Origin of the sequence: Corallibacter vietnamensis (assembly GCF_039537875.1) — a bacterium.
GTDB classification, from domain to species: Bacteria; Bacteroidota; Bacteroidia; order Flavobacteriales; family Flavobacteriaceae; genus Corallibacter; species Corallibacter vietnamensis.
The window spans coordinates 155,712-173,259 of record NZ_BAABBI010000002.1; the positions used below are offsets into that span (position 1 = coordinate 155,712).

The 17,548-nt window shown below is 32.1% G+C and carries 21 protein-coding genes and 1 tRNA gene; 6 read left to right on the forward strand and 16 right to left on the reverse strand.

Annotation, left to right across the window (positions count from 1 at the left end):
- The first annotated feature begins 116 nt into the window (after positions 1-116).
- The 3 genes from idi to ABD690_RS09120 are packed head-to-tail and all read left to right on the forward strand — an operon-like array spanning position 117 to position 2,024.
- Positions 117-656 (forward strand): isopentenyl-diphosphate Delta-isomerase, encoded by a 540-nt coding sequence (gene idi / locus ABD690_RS09110; protein ID WP_344729623.1) that lies wholly within the window; start codon positions 117-119, stop codon positions 654-656.
- Positions 640-1,056: a 6-pyruvoyl trahydropterin synthase family protein gene (locus tag ABD690_RS09115; protein ID WP_344729625.1), complete on the forward strand. Its 417-nt coding sequence runs from the start codon at positions 640-642 to the stop codon at positions 1,054-1,056. The genes idi and ABD690_RS09115 overlap by 17 nt, the downstream gene beginning before the upstream one ends.
- Positions 1,053-2,024 (forward strand): type I phosphomannose isomerase catalytic subunit, encoded by a 972-nt coding sequence (locus ABD690_RS09120; RefSeq protein WP_344729627.1) that lies wholly within the window; start codon positions 1,053-1,055, stop codon positions 2,022-2,024. The genes ABD690_RS09115 and ABD690_RS09120 overlap by 4 nt, the downstream gene beginning before the upstream one ends.
- Positions 2,025-2,058: 34 nt before the next feature.
- Here the strand turns inward: ABD690_RS09120 and ABD690_RS09125 are convergent, their stop codons facing one another.
- Positions 2,059-2,436, reverse strand: a complete 378-nt coding sequence (locus ABD690_RS09125; protein WP_344729629.1) for a hypothetical protein — start codon at positions 2,434-2,436, stop codon at positions 2,059-2,061.
- 455 nt (positions 2,437-2,891) lie between these two features.
- Between ABD690_RS09125 and ABD690_RS09130 the strand changes: the two genes are divergently transcribed.
- Together ABD690_RS09130 and ABD690_RS09135 are read left to right on the forward strand one after the other, a co-directional pair.
- Positions 2,892-3,161 (forward strand): hypothetical protein, encoded by a 270-nt coding sequence (locus ABD690_RS09130; protein WP_344729631.1) that lies wholly within the window; start codon positions 2,892-2,894, stop codon positions 3,159-3,161.
- A 58-nt stretch (positions 3,162-3,219) separates the two neighbouring features.
- Positions 3,220-3,293 (forward strand) — tRNA-Thr (locus tag ABD690_RS09135).
- A gap of 125 nt (positions 3,294-3,418) precedes the next feature.
- On the opposite strand, the gene ABD690_RS09140 is transcribed toward ABD690_RS09135, so the two are convergent.
- The 8 genes from ABD690_RS09140 to ABD690_RS09175 form a co-directional block, all read right to left on the reverse strand.
- Positions 3,419-4,123: a DUF4369 domain-containing protein gene (locus ABD690_RS09140; RefSeq protein WP_344729633.1), complete on the reverse strand. Its 705-nt coding sequence runs from the start codon at positions 4,121-4,123 to the stop codon at positions 3,419-3,421.
- A gap of 69 nt (positions 4,124-4,192) precedes the next feature.
- Complete coding sequence (locus ABD690_RS09145) at positions 4,193-5,458, reverse strand: DUF819 family protein (protein WP_344729635.1); 1,266 nt, start codon at positions 5,456-5,458, stop codon at positions 4,193-4,195.
- Between the two features lie 71 nt (positions 5,459-5,529).
- Entirely contained in the window at positions 5,530-5,697 is a 168-nt protein-coding gene (locus tag ABD690_RS09150) for a type II toxin-antitoxin system antitoxin (protein WP_344729637.1), read from the reverse strand.
- Between the two features lies 1 nt (position 5,698).
- Positions 5,699-6,631, reverse strand: coding sequence for an alpha/beta hydrolase family protein (locus ABD690_RS09155; RefSeq protein ID WP_344729639.1), 933 nt, complete (start codon positions 6,629-6,631; stop codon positions 5,699-5,701).
- A gap of 1 nt (position 6,632) precedes the next feature.
- Positions 6,633-6,791, reverse strand: a complete 159-nt coding sequence (locus ABD690_RS09160; RefSeq protein WP_344729641.1) for a DUF4177 domain-containing protein — start codon at positions 6,789-6,791, stop codon at positions 6,633-6,635.
- Positions 6,778-7,239 (reverse strand): hypothetical protein, encoded by a 462-nt coding sequence (locus tag ABD690_RS09165; protein ID WP_344729643.1) that lies wholly within the window; start codon positions 7,237-7,239, stop codon positions 6,778-6,780. Before ABD690_RS09165 ends, ABD690_RS09160 begins: the two co-directional genes overlap by 14 nt.
- A gap of 5 nt (positions 7,240-7,244) precedes the next feature.
- A complete protein-coding gene (locus tag ABD690_RS09170) occupies positions 7,245-8,105 on the reverse strand; it encodes an SPFH domain-containing protein (protein WP_344729645.1) in 861 nt (286 codons plus the stop codon).
- Between the two features lie 247 nt (positions 8,106-8,352).
- Positions 8,353-9,276 carry an alpha/beta hydrolase gene (locus ABD690_RS09175; RefSeq protein ID WP_344729647.1) on the reverse strand — a complete coding sequence of 308 codons (924 nt, stop codon included), beginning with the start codon at positions 9,274-9,276 and terminating at the stop codon, positions 8,353-8,355.
- A gap of 449 nt (positions 9,277-9,725) precedes the next feature.
- On the opposite strand from ABD690_RS09175, the gene ABD690_RS09180 reads away from it, so the two are divergent.
- Positions 9,726-10,406, forward strand: coding sequence for a M15 family metallopeptidase (locus ABD690_RS09180; RefSeq protein ID WP_344729650.1), 681 nt, complete (start codon positions 9,726-9,728; stop codon positions 10,404-10,406).
- Between the two features lie 6 nt (positions 10,407-10,412).
- On the opposite strand, the gene ABD690_RS09185 is transcribed toward ABD690_RS09180, so the two are convergent.
- The 7 genes from ABD690_RS09185 to htpG form a co-directional block, all read right to left on the reverse strand.
- On the reverse strand, positions 10,413-10,766 hold the full coding sequence (locus tag ABD690_RS09185; RefSeq protein WP_344729653.1) for a DoxX family protein: 354 nt from the start codon (positions 10,764-10,766) through the stop codon (positions 10,413-10,415).
- The gene (locus ABD690_RS09190) at positions 10,759-11,739 is read right to left on the reverse strand and encodes a peptidase associated/transthyretin-like domain-containing protein (RefSeq protein WP_344729658.1); all 981 of its coding nucleotides are present in this window, start codon (positions 11,737-11,739) and stop codon (positions 10,759-10,761) included. The genes ABD690_RS09185 and ABD690_RS09190 overlap by 8 nt, the downstream gene beginning before the upstream one ends.
- A gap of 100 nt (positions 11,740-11,839) precedes the next feature.
- Positions 11,840-13,081, reverse strand: coding sequence for a DEAD/DEAH box helicase (locus ABD690_RS09195; RefSeq protein ID WP_344729662.1), 1,242 nt, complete (start codon positions 13,079-13,081; stop codon positions 11,840-11,842).
- A gap of 42 nt (positions 13,082-13,123) precedes the next feature.
- A complete protein-coding gene (locus tag ABD690_RS09200) occupies positions 13,124-13,597 on the reverse strand; it encodes a nucleoside deaminase (RefSeq protein ID WP_129759029.1) in 474 nt (157 codons plus the stop codon).
- A gap of 72 nt (positions 13,598-13,669) precedes the next feature.
- A complete protein-coding gene (locus ABD690_RS09205; protein WP_344729666.1) occupies positions 13,670-14,674 on the reverse strand; it encodes a transglutaminase domain-containing protein in 1,005 nt (334 codons plus the stop codon).
- A gap of 8 nt (positions 14,675-14,682) precedes the next feature.
- Positions 14,683-15,360 carry a carboxypeptidase-like regulatory domain-containing protein gene (locus tag ABD690_RS09210; RefSeq protein WP_344729671.1) on the reverse strand — a complete coding sequence of 226 codons (678 nt, stop codon included), beginning with the start codon at positions 15,358-15,360 and terminating at the stop codon, positions 14,683-14,685.
- A gap of 191 nt (positions 15,361-15,551) precedes the next feature.
- A complete protein-coding gene (htpG, locus tag ABD690_RS09215; RefSeq protein ID WP_344729673.1) occupies positions 15,552-17,438 on the reverse strand; it encodes a molecular chaperone HtpG in 1,887 nt (628 codons plus the stop codon).
- Positions 17,439-17,548 lie beyond the last annotated feature (110 nt).

Consider the following 17,548-nt stretch of genomic DNA (forward strand, 5'->3'; position numbering starts at 1 on the left):
AAACCATTTGCTATTTTGTAAATTTGTTTTTAGAAACAAGTAATAAAAATGCTTGTTTCTAATGATATGCTTTGTATATGTTGTATCGTCACAAGCAAAAAACCATTAATATATAAATGAAAGAAGAGCAGGTTATTCTCGTCAATGAAAACGATGAGCAAATAGGATTAATGAACAAGATGGAAGCCCATGAGAAAGCCTTGTTACATCGTGCATTTTCTGTGTTTGTTTTCAATGAAAACAATGAGTTAATGTTACAACAGCGCGCAGCTCACAAATATCATTCTCCTAACTTATGGACAAATACATGCTGTAGTCATCAACGTGAAGGTGAGAATAATATAGAAGCAGGAAAACGTCGTTTGCAAGAAGAAATGGGGTTTGTTACAGACTTAAAAGAAACAACTTCTTTTATATATAAAGCGCCTTTTGATAATGGCCTAACAGAGCATGAGTATGATCATATTTTAATAGGATATTTTACAGATGAGCCAGAAATAAACCCTGATGAAGTAGCTGCTTGGAAATGGATGTCTTTAGAAGACTTAAAAGTAGATATTTCTTTGAATCCAGAGCAATATACGGCCTGGTTTAAAATTATTTTTGATAAATTTTATGAACATATAAATATTATTGAAAATGAGGGTAACTGTTAGTAGAAAAGCACATTTTAACGCAGCACATCGGCTATATAGAAAAGATTGGACAGATGAGAAAAATGAAGCTGTATTTGGTAAATGTAGTAACCCAAACTATCATGGGCATAACTATGAGCTCATAGTTAGTGTTACCGGAAAGATAGATAATGAAACAGGGTTTGTGATAGATATGAAAACCCTTAAAGAGCTTATTAAGAGTGAAGTAGAAGATGCTTTTGATCATAAAAACTTAAACCTTGATGTTGCAGCTTTTAAAGACTTAAACCCAACAGCCGAAAATATAGCTGTTATCATTTACAACAAGTTAAAACCTAAACTAAAGAATGATTTAGATTTAGAAATAACACTTTATGAAACACCAAGAAACTTTGTAACCTATTCAGGGCAAAAATTATGAAAGAGACATTATACCCAATAAAATTTACACCTATATTAAAAGACAAAATTTGGGGTGGAAATAAATTAAAGAATATTTTAAATAAAAACAGCAACTTACCTAATGTAGGAGAAAGCTGGGAAATTAGTGATGTTGAAGGAGATACTTCTATTGTTGCTAATGGCACTTTACAAGGTCAGTCTTTAAAGTACTTACTAGAATCGTATCAGTCTGATTTGATAGGAGAAAAAAACTATAAGATTTTTGGTGATAAATTTCCTTTACTAATAAAGTTTATTGACGCAAAAGAAGATTTGTCAATTCAACTGCATCCTAATGATGAGTTAGCAAAAAAACGCCATAACTCTTTTGGTAAAACCGAAATGTGGTACGTGATGCAAGCCGATGACGATGCAAACTTGATAGTTGGGTTTAATCAAGAAATGGATGCAAAAACATACTTACACCATTTAGAAAATAAAACTTTAACAAGCATCCTTAATTTTGATAAAGTAAAAGCAGGCGATACATATTTTATTGAAGTAGGTCGTGTTCATGCAATTGGGGCAGGAGTTATGCTAGCTGAAATACAACAAACAAGTGATATAACCTATCGTGTTTATGATTGGGATCGTGTTGATGATCAAGGAAATGCACGTGAGCTTCATAATGATTTAGCCATAGATGCTTTTGATTTTGATATGCCCAATAATTTTAGAGTAGCATACACAAAAGAGCAAAATGTTTCTAATGAAATGGTCAGCTGTCCTTATTTTACAACAAGCTATCTTGAAGTAACGCAAACACTTCTTAAGGAAAATACGCATGATTCGTTTATGATTTATATGTGTGTGGAAGGCGAAGCAGAAATTATTACAGACCAAGCTTCTGAAGTTATAAAAAAAGGAGAAACTGTTTTAATGCCATCAGCAATAAAAACATTTACTATCAAGTCAGACAATGCCAAGCTTCTTGAGGTTTATGTATAAAAAAAATCCCAAGTGAAACACTCGGGAATTTTATCTAACATGCAGTTTTATTGTCCTGAAAAGCTCTCTCTTCTAAAGGAAATCCAAACAAAGCACTACAAATAGTTTCTTGGTTTTTAGAAGATTTTTTTGCTTTAGTAACAATGATATTTACCAGATAGCCATTAGCATCTTGTTTTACTAATTGGGCTTGTATGGTTAAAGTATCATTTACAAAAGCATTTTTATGCATTTTAAACTTATAATCTGTTAATTCAGGAACGTTCTGTAAATAAAATTCCTTGACAGGATATGTTGCTATAGTTTTCACTTTATTGTAAAGTGTGTATGGTAACAAAAAGCCATTTGCATTGCTAATATCTTTAGTTACTTTAAAATTAGCATTTGTATGTGTGTTTCTATGAGTTTTCATGTGTGTTTGTTTTATGGGTATAATAATATAGGAGTGAGTTTGTAGTGGTGATATGTTTTATAAGTAACATTCATACTATTAATAAAATTTAACGCGCGTTTCATGGTTTGTGTCATGGATTTAATTGTTTTCATAATGATTAAAATTTAAATGATTAAAAAGTGATTAAAATAAAAAAGGTGCCTTTTTACAAAAGCACCTTTTAATTTATAGTTGTTATATAATTTTTTAACGTTTATTCAAGATGCATATAAGGTATGGTTTTAGACATACAAATAGTAACCGACTTCATCTGTTGTGAGAAACGGTTAAAATTATAGTTATATGTCGCCTTTAATGCATTCATTGTTGTAAAGCTACTAATAAAATTGATACAGCGCTAATATTTAAAAAAATTATAACATTTTATATGGTATATTAATGTAATTTTGTGACAAATAAATATAATTTGAATTATGGCAAATAAAAGAGACCTTAAGAAAGACATTAATTATGTTTTAGGAGATATTATTGAAGCAGTATATGTTTGGGAATACGCAAACACTGATGCAGATACAAAAAAGAGCGAAGCAATTATAGATGAAGCTATAGAAACATTTGATTCTTTAATTGCCAAGGTAAACGCTAAAGATGTTGAAAATAAAAAGGCGCATTTTAAAGCAATAAACCAAGAGCTAGAAGAAAAAGGAAGAGCTTTAATAGAGAAAATTAATAAGCTTAATTAAAAAAAGAAAAAAAATGTTTGCAAATATAAAATTCAAGATTATATTTGCAACCGCTTTTGCCGATGTAGCTCAGCTGGCTAGAGCAGCTGATTTGTAATCAGCAGGTCGTGGGTTCGAGTCCCTCCATCGGCTCTAAATTTAAAAAACTCCAATACGTTTTATGTTGGAGTTTTTTTATGCATAATACTTTTTATTATTTGAAGTAACTTAATGTAATAAAAAAAGCCTCTCGTATTATGAGAGGCTTTTTTTATAAACTATTCTTCAGAAGCTTTTCTTTCTTCTAAAAAGTTTTGAAGTGTCTTGCCGTACATAGAATTTTTTATTCTAGGTGTTAAAGCATTATTTATAGTGTCTAACCATTTGGTTTGTGCATCATATATTTCTGTAAGTGCTAAATAAGGCGATATTTCACTATCATTGTTAGTCACAGCAAAATTAACAGTATATAAATATTTACTCTTCAAAAGGCTTGTTAGAGCTCTTTCACTCGATACTATTTTTGCCGAATCTCCCATTTGTTTGGCTTCTAAATTCTCTTTAATAAGATCTAGGTTTCTATCACCAAAACGATTTAAAACAGTTAAATATTCATTATATAATGTTTGCTGCTTAGAACCAGTTATTGTAGCATCAAAAACAAAATTTTTAAGCGTCGTGTTTATTTCAGTAATACCTTTATCAGCAAAGAAAACAATCTTGTCTTGTTTTTCATTTGTGTTGTTTCTATCTAGTCTTAAATAAAAAGCTTCAGGTTCATCTATATTTGCATGTAATTCAAAATCAGAATTTCCTGTAAGTGCTAAAGAATCTGCTATTACAAGTATTGAGTCTTGAGCTCTTTCAAGGTATACAGTTCCTTTTTTTAGGCCTTTTACATGACCTTTTACAGTTAGGTTGTGATTCTCTTTTCCGCAAGAGAATGCCATGAATGCTATAAGTAATACAGCTAGTTTTTTCATCAGCTTAAAATATTGGTGTATTTAATAAAAAATTTGCGAGCGCTAATATCTTAATTTATTTTATAACTATTATCCTGCGGCAGCAATTTTCATAAGCTCTGCACAAAGTATTGCGCCGTAAGTTCCTACAACGTAGCCAAAAACAGCCAATAACGCGCCAACTGTAGCTAACGAAGGGTGAAAAGCAGCGGCAACAACAGGAGCAGAGGCAGCGCCACCAACGTTGGCTTGACTTCCTACAGCAAGGAAAAAATAAGGAGCTTTAATAAGTTTGGCAATTAAAATTAAAAGCCCGGCGTGAATAGCCATCCAAACTAAACCGATAAGTATTAGTCCTGGGTTTTCAAATATTTTACCTAAATCCATTTTCATACCTATAGTGGCTACCAAAATGTAAATAAATACACTACCTATTTTACTTGCTCCAGCGCCTTCGTAGTTTTTAGCTTTTGTAAACGATAGTAAAATACCTATTAGCGTTGCGATAGAAATTAACCAGAAAAAACTGCTACCAAAAGACGATAAAGCACTTTTAGGATCACTAACAGCTTCAAAATTTGTTGTTAAGTAGGTTGATATTTTTTCTGAACCAAAATGAGCAATTCCTACGGCTACAAAGGCAAACATGAGAATCATCATTAAGTCAGTAAGTGTTGGAATGCGTGTAATTTTATCGCTAAAGCTTTGAACCTTTTGTTGTAGCTCGTCAATGGCTGTATTATCGGCTTTAAGCCAATTATCAATTTTCTTTCTTTTGCCTATTCCTAATAAAATAATAGCCATCCAGATATTCGCAACAACAATATCTACAAGTACCATACCGCCATAAAGTTCTTGGTTGAATTCATAAATTTCTAGCATAGCGGCTTGGTTAGCACCACCACCAATCCAGCTTCCTGCAAGTGTGGCTAATCCTCTCCAAACGGCATCAAAACCTGCGCCGCCAACGGTTTCTGGAGAAAAGCTTGAAATTAATAATATGGCTAATGGACCGCCAATAATGATGCCGATGGTTCCTGTAAAAAACATAACCAAAGCTTTCCACCCTAAATTAAAAACGGCTTTTAAATCAATACTTATTGTTAGTAGTACTAATGAAGCTGGTAATAAATAGCGACTTGCAATAAAATAGGTTTGAGATGTATCAGCAGATATTAATCCTAATGAGTTAAAAATTGCTGGTATTAAGTAGCACATTAATAAGCCAGGAATGTATTTGTAAAATACAGGCCAAAACCCCGTTTTTTTAGATTCAGTAAAAAAAACAAATCCTAATGCAAGCATTAATAAACCAAAAACAATGGCATCGTTTGTAAAAATAGGTTGGTTATCCATATTGAGTATATTTTTTTAGAAGTTGCAAAATACCAAAATTAACGGGTATAAAAAAAGCGACTCTTGTTGAGTCACTCTTCTTTTTTCTTTTTTGGTTCGCGTTTATGCTCTTTAAGATATTGCATAAGCATCCACTCAATTTGACCATTGGTGCTTCTAAACTCATCAGAAGCCCATTTTTCAATGGCCTTGAGCATCTCTTCATTAATTCGTAATGCAAAGGCTTTCTTTTTTGACATATTATTTTTTTATAAACGTTTCTAGCGTGTTTATCAGTGTTTGTGATAAGGAGAAATCTGGTGTTTTGTATGATGTTTCATTATCATCATCATTTTCAATGGTTTTTAAAACATGATTCATGTTTGGTATAATGACTAGTTCAGATTTAGGGTTTGCTTTATGCAAATTTTCAGCATCAGTTTCAAAAACCTGTAAGTCTTTTGTACCATTTAGGATTAATATAGGAATATTTAGCTTTTTTATTTCTTCTGACGGATTATATTGCATCCAAGATTTAAAAAATGGTTGATTAGGTTTTGCAAAAATAGCCATTAGTTGTGAGTCTACTTTTTTTATTGTGCCGGTTGTCTTTAGTTCTTTAAAATGTGCTTCGGCTTTTATGCCTAAAGAATCATTTTGAGATTTTAGTTGTTTTGTCATTATAACATCTATAGGACTTGATGGTCCAGCTAGAGAAACATATTTGTTTACGTGATTGTTTGCGGCAAGCATAGCAACAAGAGACCCTTGACTATGACCAATTAGGGTTATTGAAGAAAACTTTTTATCATCTTTAAATTGATTGATCGCAATATTTACATCTTCAACAAAAGCATTTAAGGACATGTTTTTCATCATATATCGAAGGTTGACCCAGGTTGCAGAGCGCTTGTCATATCTGTAAAAAGCAATGTCGCGCTTTACTAAACTATCAGATAGTTGTTTTATATAGTTGGCGTTTGCAAGTCCTATTTGGTTGCCATTTCTATCTACATTTCCAGAACCGTGTACAAAAATAACAAGAGGTTGTTGTTTTAAACTTTTGTTATAAGTTAATGTACCAGGAAGTTTAATGCTATCATTCATAAGCATAAAATCTTCTGAAACGATATCATTTTGAGCGATTATGCACGCGCTCACAAAAAGGAATGAAAGTAAGATGCGTTTTTTCATATTATCTGTTTTTATCACGTTCTAAAATCATCATGGTTAGGTTTTGATGCATAAACTTAAGTTGCCATCCTTCTCTAGCATATTGATTGCGTAGTTCGTCTAGCTTTTCATTTCGCCTAGCTATTCCTAATCTGGTATTTACTGTTTTATACTCTTTCATGTGATATTTTAATGCGGGAATTTCTTTTTTTTAATTGTTCTATAAAGGGTTCTACTTGATTTTCTAGTGTCCTGAAATTTAATTCTTTTTCGCGCTTGTTTAAAAGCTTTATAATAACTTCAGTTTCATAGTCATCTTTTTTAATTATTATTTTACTTATGGTGTTTATAGTAATTTTTTTAGACCATACTTTTTTAAAAACTAAATAATAAATTAAATAAGCCGATACAAGCAAGCCTAAAGCACTCAAAAAAACATCTATATAATCTTTAATTTTGTGTAGGGCATTTATTTTCATTAAATACTGCAGAGATCCAATGAATACTATTGTTATGATTATGTTAGAACGATTTCGTTTTTTTAACGAGTCATCAGATCTTTTTGAAAAGGATATTTTTTCATTATCAATCTCAAGGTAGCCATCAACTAAAATGTATTTATAAGTCATATTTATTAATGGTTTAGAGTTCCTGTGTTTAATACAGGTGAAGCATCTTTGTCACCACATAAAACAACCATTAAATTACTTACCATAGCAGCTTTACGCTCTTCATCAAGTGCTACAATCTCTTTTTTGTTAAGTTCTTCAAGAGCCATTTCAACCATGCTTACTGCTCCTTCAACAATTTTATGTCTGGCAGCAACAATAGCTGTAGCTTGTTGACGTTTTAGCATGGCATTTGCAATTTCCTGTGCATAGGCTAAATAACCTATTCGCGCTTCAAGAACTTCAATACCTGCAATAGATAAACGTTCGTCAATTTCCTTTTCTAAAGCGCTACTAACTTCGTTGACACTAGAGCGTAATGTGATGTCTTCATCAACACCTTCGTCAGCAAAATTATCATAAGGATACATGCTTGCTAGTTTTCTTACAGCTGCATCGGTTTGTACACGAACAAAATTTTCATAGTTATCTACATCAAAAGCAGCTTTGTAAGTGTCTTGAACACGCCAAACCAAAATAGTACTAATCATTACAGGGTTTCCTAATTTATCGTTTACTTTCAAACGCTCACTATCAAAGTTACTAGCTCGTAACGAAATTTTCTTTTTTGTGTAAAATGGGTTTACCCAATAAAAACCATTTTTCTTAATAGTGCCAACATACTTTCCAAATAAAAGTAAAACACGTGAACCATTAGGTTGTACCATTACAAAGCCTGGCGCTATAAGTAGTGCAATAAAGGTGCAGATTATATATAAAGGCTGTTCAGTAATAATAGCTATGCTAATACTTCCAATAAATAGAAATAAAAATACAAAAAGCATTAAGTAACCATTTGCAGGGATGATGATTTTCTCTTGTTCCATAAGTTTATAGTGATTAGTTTAATTTGATATTAAAATGATATCATAAAGATATGTTTAAATTTTGAAATTACAAAATAAACTTTGGCACGAGTTTTGAATATCTATTTATACAAAATGTTACTACACAAAATTTTATTAAAGTGTGGTTACTTTAATAAAAGTAGTAACTCATATTTTTGGTTGGTTAGTAAGAAAAAGCATCCCGATTGGGATGCTTTTTTATTTAACGCGTATTTTTTAGGGTAGTTTACTTTATAAAATCTAAAAGTGTAGGTATAACAGCCTCTGAAAGTTTTCTAAAAGATTCGTTATAAGATTTTGAGTTTTCTAAATCATCTCCTTGAATAGTGAATAGCACATGATTCATGTTTTCTATAATCTTTAAAGAGCTATTAGGAGCAGCAGTATGTAATTGCTTTGCTTCATCTTCAGGAACCTGTAGGTCTTTAGTGCCATTTATTATTAATACAGGCATGTTTAAGGTTTTTAAAATTTCTTGCGGATTGTACTGCATCCAACTACTCATAAAAGGTTGTGTGTCTTTATTGAATATAGAAGCTAAAGCAGGAGGAAAGCTATCGGTTGTTTTGCCTTGCCTTAAAACATTAAAAACTTTTTCAGATTCATTAACAAGACCTGGAACTGTTTTATTTATTTGTTCTAAAATAACAGTGTCAATTGTTTTTGCTGAACCAGCAAGAGATATAAATCCATCTGCATATTCTTGAGCAGCAATCATTCCAACAAGACTTCCTTGTCCGTGTCCTATTACATAGATGTTTTTAAATTGTTTACTGTTTTTAAAATAGTTAATTATAGAAATGGCATCTGTTACAAAATCATCAAAAGTTATGGTCTTATCAACACGGCCACGTTGTATTTGTCTTACAATACGTTTGTCATATCTAAAAGCAGCAATACCATGACTAGATAAGCCTTCGGCTAGTTTTTTTAAGAGATTATTTTTTTGAAAATTTTGATTTCCGTCCCTGTCTATTGGACCATAATCAGAGATAAGAATGGCTAATGACGGATTTTTTGCCTCGTTAGGAAACGTTAATGTGCCATCAACAAATGTATTCACAGTAACATTAGTAGAAATAAAGTCTGAAGCTTGAGCCATTATTGTAAAATGACAAAAAAATGCAATAGCTAATGCGTATAATTTCATAAACCCTCAATTGTTATTTAAAAATACAAACTAAAATCATAATCAGATGTGATAACGTGTAATTATGTGAAAAATGTATGTAGTGTTCATGTTTTATTTGTTGTAGATTAAGTTGTTATACATTGTTTTTAAGTTGTAAAAAAGTAATATTCTACTTATAAATGTTAAAAAAAAGTGCATTTCATCGAAAATATATACACTTAAACGTTATTATTCATATTAAGTTTTACATTTGAAATGTACTAAAAAATTACTTTTTAGTTCAATGGATTAATTAATTAATATTTGCATTATGTCGTTGATACGAGAAACCCTAAATCTAACAACATAAATAAAGATGCAAATCAGATTAAACCGAGGTTGAGGGACCTCGGTTTTTTTTATTTTAATCCTATCGACTTTTCTTCTTAAAAAACTAATGCGTAGCTTTATAAACAAGAAACAGAATTATGAAAATTAAAGCTCTTATTTTATTATTTAGTTCTACGTTTTTGATATTCGCTTTTACTTATCAACAGCAATTGCCAAAGGGATTCGTGTATGTTGATACCGTAATTCCTGATATTGATGTAGAATTACGATATTATTCAACACACAATTTTGTAGGTGATACAATAAATACCTATCATGACAATACGTTAATCTTGACAGAGCAAACGGCAAAAGCATTAAAGAGTGTGCAAGATGAACTTCAGTCTAAAAATTTATGTTTGCGAGTATATGATGGTTACAGGCCACAACCAGCTGTAAATCATTTTATAACCTGGGCAAGAGACCTAAATGATACGATAAATAAAAAAGAGTTTTATCCTGAAGTGAATAAACGTCATTTGTTTAGAGACGGCTATATTGCTTCGCGTTCTGGACATAGTCGTGGTAGTACGGTAGATTTAACCATTATTGATGGAAATACTTTTGAACCAATAGATATGGGAAGTCCTTATGATTTTTTTGGAGAAGAGTCTTGGGTAAATTATGAACACATTACAGAAAAACAAAAAGCAAATAGGCAGTTATTACAAAGCGTGATGTTAAAACACGGTTTCAGGAATTACTCTAAAGAATGGTGGCATTTCACTTTACGAGATGAGCCATTTCCTAATACGTATTTTGATTTTCCTGTGGAGTAAGAGATGTTACAAATACCAATATGCCCAAGCTATTAATATGAACTGTAATGGCAAGCGTAGAATAAGAAGCCATTTTGGAAATCCAGCACTTTCTTTTTCACCTGATAGCATGTGAAAATGCACTAATAAAAAAACTAAAAGCATAGCAATAATACCATATACAGCAAAAGCTCTTGTGCTTTCAAAAAGTAAGGTAATACCCAAAACAATTTCTGCAACACCACTTAATGCAACTAATAGTTTATGATTAGGTAAATACCTTGGCATAATGCGTAAATATATTTTAGGTTTTAAAAAATGCAGTATGCCAGCCATTATATAAAGGGCAGCCATTACATATAAGTGCCAAGGGTTACTCATCTTTATATGCGTTATATGAGATACCAACACCGTAATTAGTAAGTCCAGATTTAAGAAGACTGGAATCCATAGAACCTCTTTGGAAACGTGTCCAAGAGTTGTTGTTTAAAAACACACGCTTTATATATGTGTTATTTCCTTTTATTTCATTTGTAAAAGGAAGCAAAGGTCTGAAGTTTGTTGGTATTTTAACAACACCTTCACGGGTTTTAATTTCTTTGTATTTTTTATTAGGTAGTAGTTTTCCGTTTTTATCGGTATATCCTAACACTTGAATAGAAACAAAAAAGCCGGTTTTAGGAAAAAAGATATCTAAATCTGAAATATCTAAATCGTACAAGTCACCATGTTTTTCAGTGACTCTAAAAATAATATTCTCATAAGTGAGTACATCTCCAGGAGTTCCATTGTTGTTTTTGTAAAATTTCACTTTAAAAAGTGTAGAAAATGGTTTTTTTTCAGCGTTTTTTCGGTTGCGCTTATCCCAGTCTTTAGATTCTAAAGTAATAGGGAAATGTATAGTTGTTATTTTTTTTAATTGACTATCTGGATTAGAAAAATACACAGCTATTTCAGATTCTATTGTTGGTAGCCAGCAATGGTAGTAATTATCATCTAGGTATGGTTTTAGGGTTTCTTCTTTAAATTTCCTGTTTTCTAAATTTGCATGAATTACAACTTCGTCAAGTGTGCTTATTTCTTCTTCTAAAAAAATAGTTTTAGGCAAAGCACTAGTGTCTGTAACATACTCTTTAAAACCTAAAGCAGATATGCGTAAAGAATCTACATCATGATACAGTTTTTTAGTAAAAACAAAAACGCCTTCATCATCAGCAAAGATGCCTTGCCCGTTACCAAAGGAAATGGTTGCATAAGATATTGGAGATTGAGTTTTATTGTCTTTAATAGTAATTTGAGAAAAGCCTGTAATACTTATAAATAGAACAAAAAAAAGAAGTAGCTGCTTGAGCATGTAGCAAAAAGATTATTGTGTTATTAACTATAAATATATCAATAAAAAAAACTGCTACCAATTTATGATAGCAGTTTGTAATAAGTTAATATATTGTATGCTAATACCAGCGACGTTTTTTCTTTTTAGATCCGCTGCCTTTACGACCTTTTTTGTGTTTGCTTCCAGAACTTTTAGCTTTATGAGCTATGGGTTTAGCTTTTGGGTCTAAAGGATATGGGTGATTTTCCTCAATAGTAATTTCCTTATTAATTAACTGCTGAATAGTTTTTACATAGTTTTTTTCATCAGCAGAGCAAAACGAGTAAGCTCTACCAGTATTTCCGGCACGACCAGTTCTACCTATTCTATGTACATAAGTTTCAGGGATATTTGGTAAATCAAAATTGATAACAGCGTCTAATTCATTAATGTCAATACCACGAGCTGCAACATCTGTTGCAATAAGGATATTTACCAGTCCATTTTTAAATTTCTTAAGCGCTGTTTGTCTATCATTTTGGCTTTTATCACCATGAAGTGTATCTACCAAATAGCCATTTTTAAGTAAGGTTTTTTCTAGTTTATCAACACCAAATTTGGTGCGTCTAAAGATTAAGATACTTCCTTTTATTTCGTTTCGAAGTAAGTGCAAGCAAAGTTCAATTTTGTTGCGTTTAGGTACATAATAAAGAAGTTGACTTACCGTTTTTGCAGCTGTTGCTGTAGGAGATACTTCAATGCGTTTAGGCGATTTTAGTATGTTATTAGCTAATTGCTCTACTTTAAAAGGCATTGTAGCAGAGAATAAAAGCACCTGTTTTTCAGCAGGGCATAACTTTTCTATAGTTTTTACATCATCAATAAATCCCATATCTAGCATTAAGTCAGCTTCATCAAGAACAAGAATTTCTAAATGGTCTAAATTTATAACTTCTTGCTTTTGAAGATCAATCAATCTGCCAGGTGTTGCTACTAAAATATCAACGCCTTTGGTGAGTACGTCTATTTGAGGTTCTATAGGAGCGCCACCAAAAATAACTGTAGTTCTTAAATTAGTGTGTCTTCCATAGGCTTTTATATTATTACCTATTTGTAATGCTAATTCGCGAGTTGGGCTTACTATTAAAGCTTTTATAGTTTTACCGCGTTTTGGTGCGTCTTGTTTAGAAAGTAATAACTGTAATATAGGTAACGAGAAAGCTGCTGTTTTTCCTGTTCCTGTTTGAGCTATAGTAATCACATCATTTTTGTCAAGAACAAAAGGAATGGTTTGCTCTTGAACTAATGTAGGAGAATCATAGCCTTGTTCTGAAATGGCTTTAAGTATAGGTGCGCTAAATTGTAAATCTTTAAAAGACATATTTGCTATTTTAGTAAAGATACGTTAAAAACAATGAAGGTTTTAATATTCGGTTTTATCACCTTTACTAGCCCATTTATCAAAAACAGAAACACCTTCATCTTGCAGCATTTGCTCAAACGGAATGCTTCTTACCGTTATTGGTTTGTCAATTTCTTCGTATATAAAATGATCGTCAAAGCCTATATTTGCAGCATCTACTTTATTACATGCATAATATACTTTTTTAGGTCTTGCCCAATAAATGGCACCTAAACACATAGGACAAGGTTCGCAAGAGGTATAAACAACACAATCGTCTAATTGAAAGCTGCCTAAAACTTCGCAAGCTTTACGAATAGCAACAACTTCAGCGTGTGCTGTTGGGTCATTGGTAGATGTGACACAGTTATGACCTTCTGCAATAATAGCTCCATCTTTTACAATAACACACCCAAAAGGGCCTCCAGCATTTGAGCTCATTCCTTTGTCTGCCATAGCAATGGCACGTTTCATAAATTCTTTGTGATTACTCATATTGAAATTTTATCAAAAAACAAAGGTCGCCCATTTTTTTAAGAGTGCAAAGGGAAATAAGTACATAACTTATTAGTTAATGACGCTTACTGTATATGTAGCAACAATGCTATTGTCAATTTTTAAATGCACATCGTAATTACCTTTGTGTTTAAAGCTATTGCTGAATGATATATTATTATCATTTATTTGAAAGTTTTCAATTTTGAAGGCATGCTCTTTTAAACCAATAAAATGAATAAGCTCAATGTCATCTTGTGATGTAGATGCTAATGTCTTAAAACTAAAATGTAATGCTTCGTCTTTTTTAGTGGTCACATTAAGTGTTTTTGGGTGTGTAGGAATAATTTTGTGTTTAAAAGTTTCACCATACACAATAGCTTGAGGCGTAAATTTTGTATTGGCTAACGAATCGTTTAAAAACCATTTTTTATTCAACGGAAAATGATTTTTGGCAAAAAGAATAGGATCTGTTAAAAAATAGCCATCATTATAATCTTTTATGAAATTTGTGTTTATAGAAAATCCGCTAGACCAAGTGGCATCGCATAAGTACCATTTATTATTAAGTTTTACGGCATTCCAAGAGTGGTTAGCAAAGTCTAATGCTTCAACATTGGCAGAAACTGATCTTCCGTAGCCATCAACAATCACGCATTCAATGTCAGCTAAAAAACAAAGTTCTTTTATTAAATAGGCATAACCTGTGCACATGGTTTTTTTGCGTTTAAGTAGTTTTTTTAAGGCTTTAACTTTAAACTCATTATTCCATTTTAAATAAGCTACAGTGTCGTGTGCTAACTTTCTTTTATATTTAAAAACTTTACTATCTTGAGTAGTATCTCCTTTTATATTTTGGCATACCCAAAGATAAATAGCTCTAAATTTTTCAACATCAGTTTTAAGATTAGCGGTAAGCTTATGCGCAAGTACCGGAAGGTTGTCAAGATCTTCTCCTTCGTTTAATTTCGCAATATTATCAGCGCGAGTAAAATCGACAGTATTAAAATCCGATACTTGCGCTACTGAAAAGCTTACAATGCTAAAGGTTATTATAACGAGCGTTTTTTTTCTCATGTTGTAGTTTAATCTCTTTTAGACCTATACACTTCTTTTGTTGCTACTTTTCCCATAATGATATGCGGGATGTCTTTCATGTCTATTTTTAGTTCTACATCATAAACTGAATCCTGATTCGTAACAACAACCTTTTTTGATTCTTTCCCCAAAAAACTAAATAATAAAACATCACCTTTTTTTAGTTTTTCAGGAAATATGAAATTACCATCAAAATCTGTAGATGTACCAATAGTGGTACCTTGCAACACAATGTTTACACCAGGAAGTGGCAACTCGTTTTCAGTAACAGTGCCTTCAACAGTTATGTTACTTTCTTGAGATTCTTGAAGCACTTTTGAATTATCTTTTCCTATATTTTGTGATGCTTTTGATGTGCTTTGTGCTTGAGCAGTTCCAAACGAGAATAATGATAAACAAGCTAAACCAACAGCGCTTAAAAAGCTTAACTTTTTTCGTTTTGGAGTAGGTGAGTAGGTTTTTAACTGATTGTTGTTAAATCTGCCACATACGTTTTGAGTTTCTTTCACCTTAAAAAAAGCAATAATTTCATCTGACGTCATTTTAGTGAAATCAACAACCTCTTTTTCGCATGAACCACAAAAACCACCTTTTGCAGTTGGCGTAAATTTTTGAAAGTTTTCTTGACAAGGTGATTTAATACTTAAGTTGAATGGGTTTTTCATAATACAAAGTGTTAATGTTATTCCTGTCAAACCTAGCAAAGACCAAGATGTTGTAAAATGAGGAATTGGTAAAAGGTGTGTTTTAGTGAGGGAACATCGCTTTTTGTTTAGGATGAAAAAAAACCACTTCGTGTTAGGAAGTGGTTTTTTAGTATAAGAACTACTGAATGAACTTCAGCTTGATAATTTGTTTACTTTATCATGTCGTAGCTACGCTTAATAAAGTTTGTAAGTTCTTCACCTTTAAGTAAGCCTTGACTTAAACGCGCTAAATCTAAACTTTGGTTTATTAAACGTTCTTGTTTTTTCTTGGTTTTGGTGTTTAAAATTTCACCAACTAATTCATGATTTGTGTTTACAACCAAGTTGTACATATCTGGCATGTTGCCCATACCAAACATACCGCCACCACCAGTTTGTTGCATCTCTTTCATACGACGCATAAATTCTGGTTGTGTAATCATAAATGGCGCAGCATCGCTATCCATTGGTTCTAATTGCACTGTGAATTTTTCAGCAGGAATTACTTCTTTAAGAAGTTCGTCTAGCGTTTTCTTTTCATCATCACTCAATTTAGAAATCTTGTTGTCATCTTTCTTAATTAAGTTGTCTATATGGTCAGCATCAACACGTGCAAACGAAATATTCTCTTTTGTCGTTTCTAGTTTTTGCATTAGGTGAGAAACAATAGGAGAATCTAAAAATAACACTTCGTAACCTTTTGCTTTTGCAGCTTCAATGTAGCTGTGTTGCGCATCTTTGTTTGATGCGTAAAGAATAACAAGTTTGTCGTCTTTATCAGTTTGTTTTGCTTTTATAGCATTGTAAAGTTCGTCATACGTGTAGTGTTTACCATCTACAGTTGGGTACAATGCAAAGGCATCAGCTTTTTCAAAGAATTTTTCTTCAGAAAGCATTCCGTATTCAATCACAATTTTAATGTCGTCCCATTTTGCTTCAAAATCTTCACGGTTGTTGTTGAATAACGATTTTAATTTATCAGCCACCTTTCGTGTAATGTAAGACGAAATTTTCTTCACAGCACCATCGGCTTGTAAGTAACTACGAGAAACGTTCAGCGGAATATCAGGAGAATCAATAACACCACGAAGCATGGTTAAGAATTCTGGAACAATACCTTCTACGTTATCTGTTACAAATACTTGGTTTTGGTATAGCTGAATTTTATCTTTTTGGATGTTGAGGTCGTTAGTCATTTTTGGGAAATATAAAATCCCAGTTAAATTAAACGGATAGTCAACATTTAAATGAATGTGAAATAATGGTTCTTCAAACTGCATTGGGTACAACTCACGGTAGAAGCTCTTGTAATCATTGTCTTCTAAATCTGTTGGTTGCTTTGTCCAAGCAGGATTGGGATTGTTTATAATATTGTCAACCTCTTTTGTAGGTGCAGGATCGTCTTCTTTTGCATCTTCAGGTTTTGGTAAGGTCTCTGTTTTTGTTCCAAATTTAATTGGCACAGGCATAAACTTGTTATACTTTGTAAGTAGTTCGCTTATGCGGTTGTCTTCTAAAAACTCGGTAGAATCTTCAGCAATATGAAGAATAATTTCAGTACCTCTTTCGGTTTTATCGTGAGCTTCTAGTGTAAACTCTGGTGAACCATCGCAAATCCAATGTGCAGCTGGTTCATCTTTGTAAGATTTTGTAATGATTTCTACTTTTTCAGCAACCATAAATGCTGAATAAAACCCAAGACCAAAATGTCCTATAATTCCTGAATCTTTTGCAGAATCTTTGTATTTGTCAAGAAATTCTTCGGCACCAGAAAAAGCAACTTGGTTGATATATTTTTCAACTTCGTCAGCAGTCATACCTAATCCTTGGTCAATAATGTGAAGTTTTTTACCGTCTTTATCAACTTTTACTTCAATTTGCGGATTGCCGTATTCAACGCTAGCTTCACCAATACTGGTTAAGTGCTTTAGCTTTAAAGTTGCATCGGTTGCATTACTAATTAACTCACGTAAAAAGATTTCGTGGTCACTGTATAAGAATTTTTTAATGAGCGGGAAGATGTTTTCTACCGATACATTAATGTTTCCTTTTGCCATAATATATGTGTTTTATTGTATTTGTAATTATGTTCATTCCAAAGACAAAAAAAATACCAAGCCTAAAAAAGTGACAAAGTGACATTATATAAAATGCTATGCGTGCATAA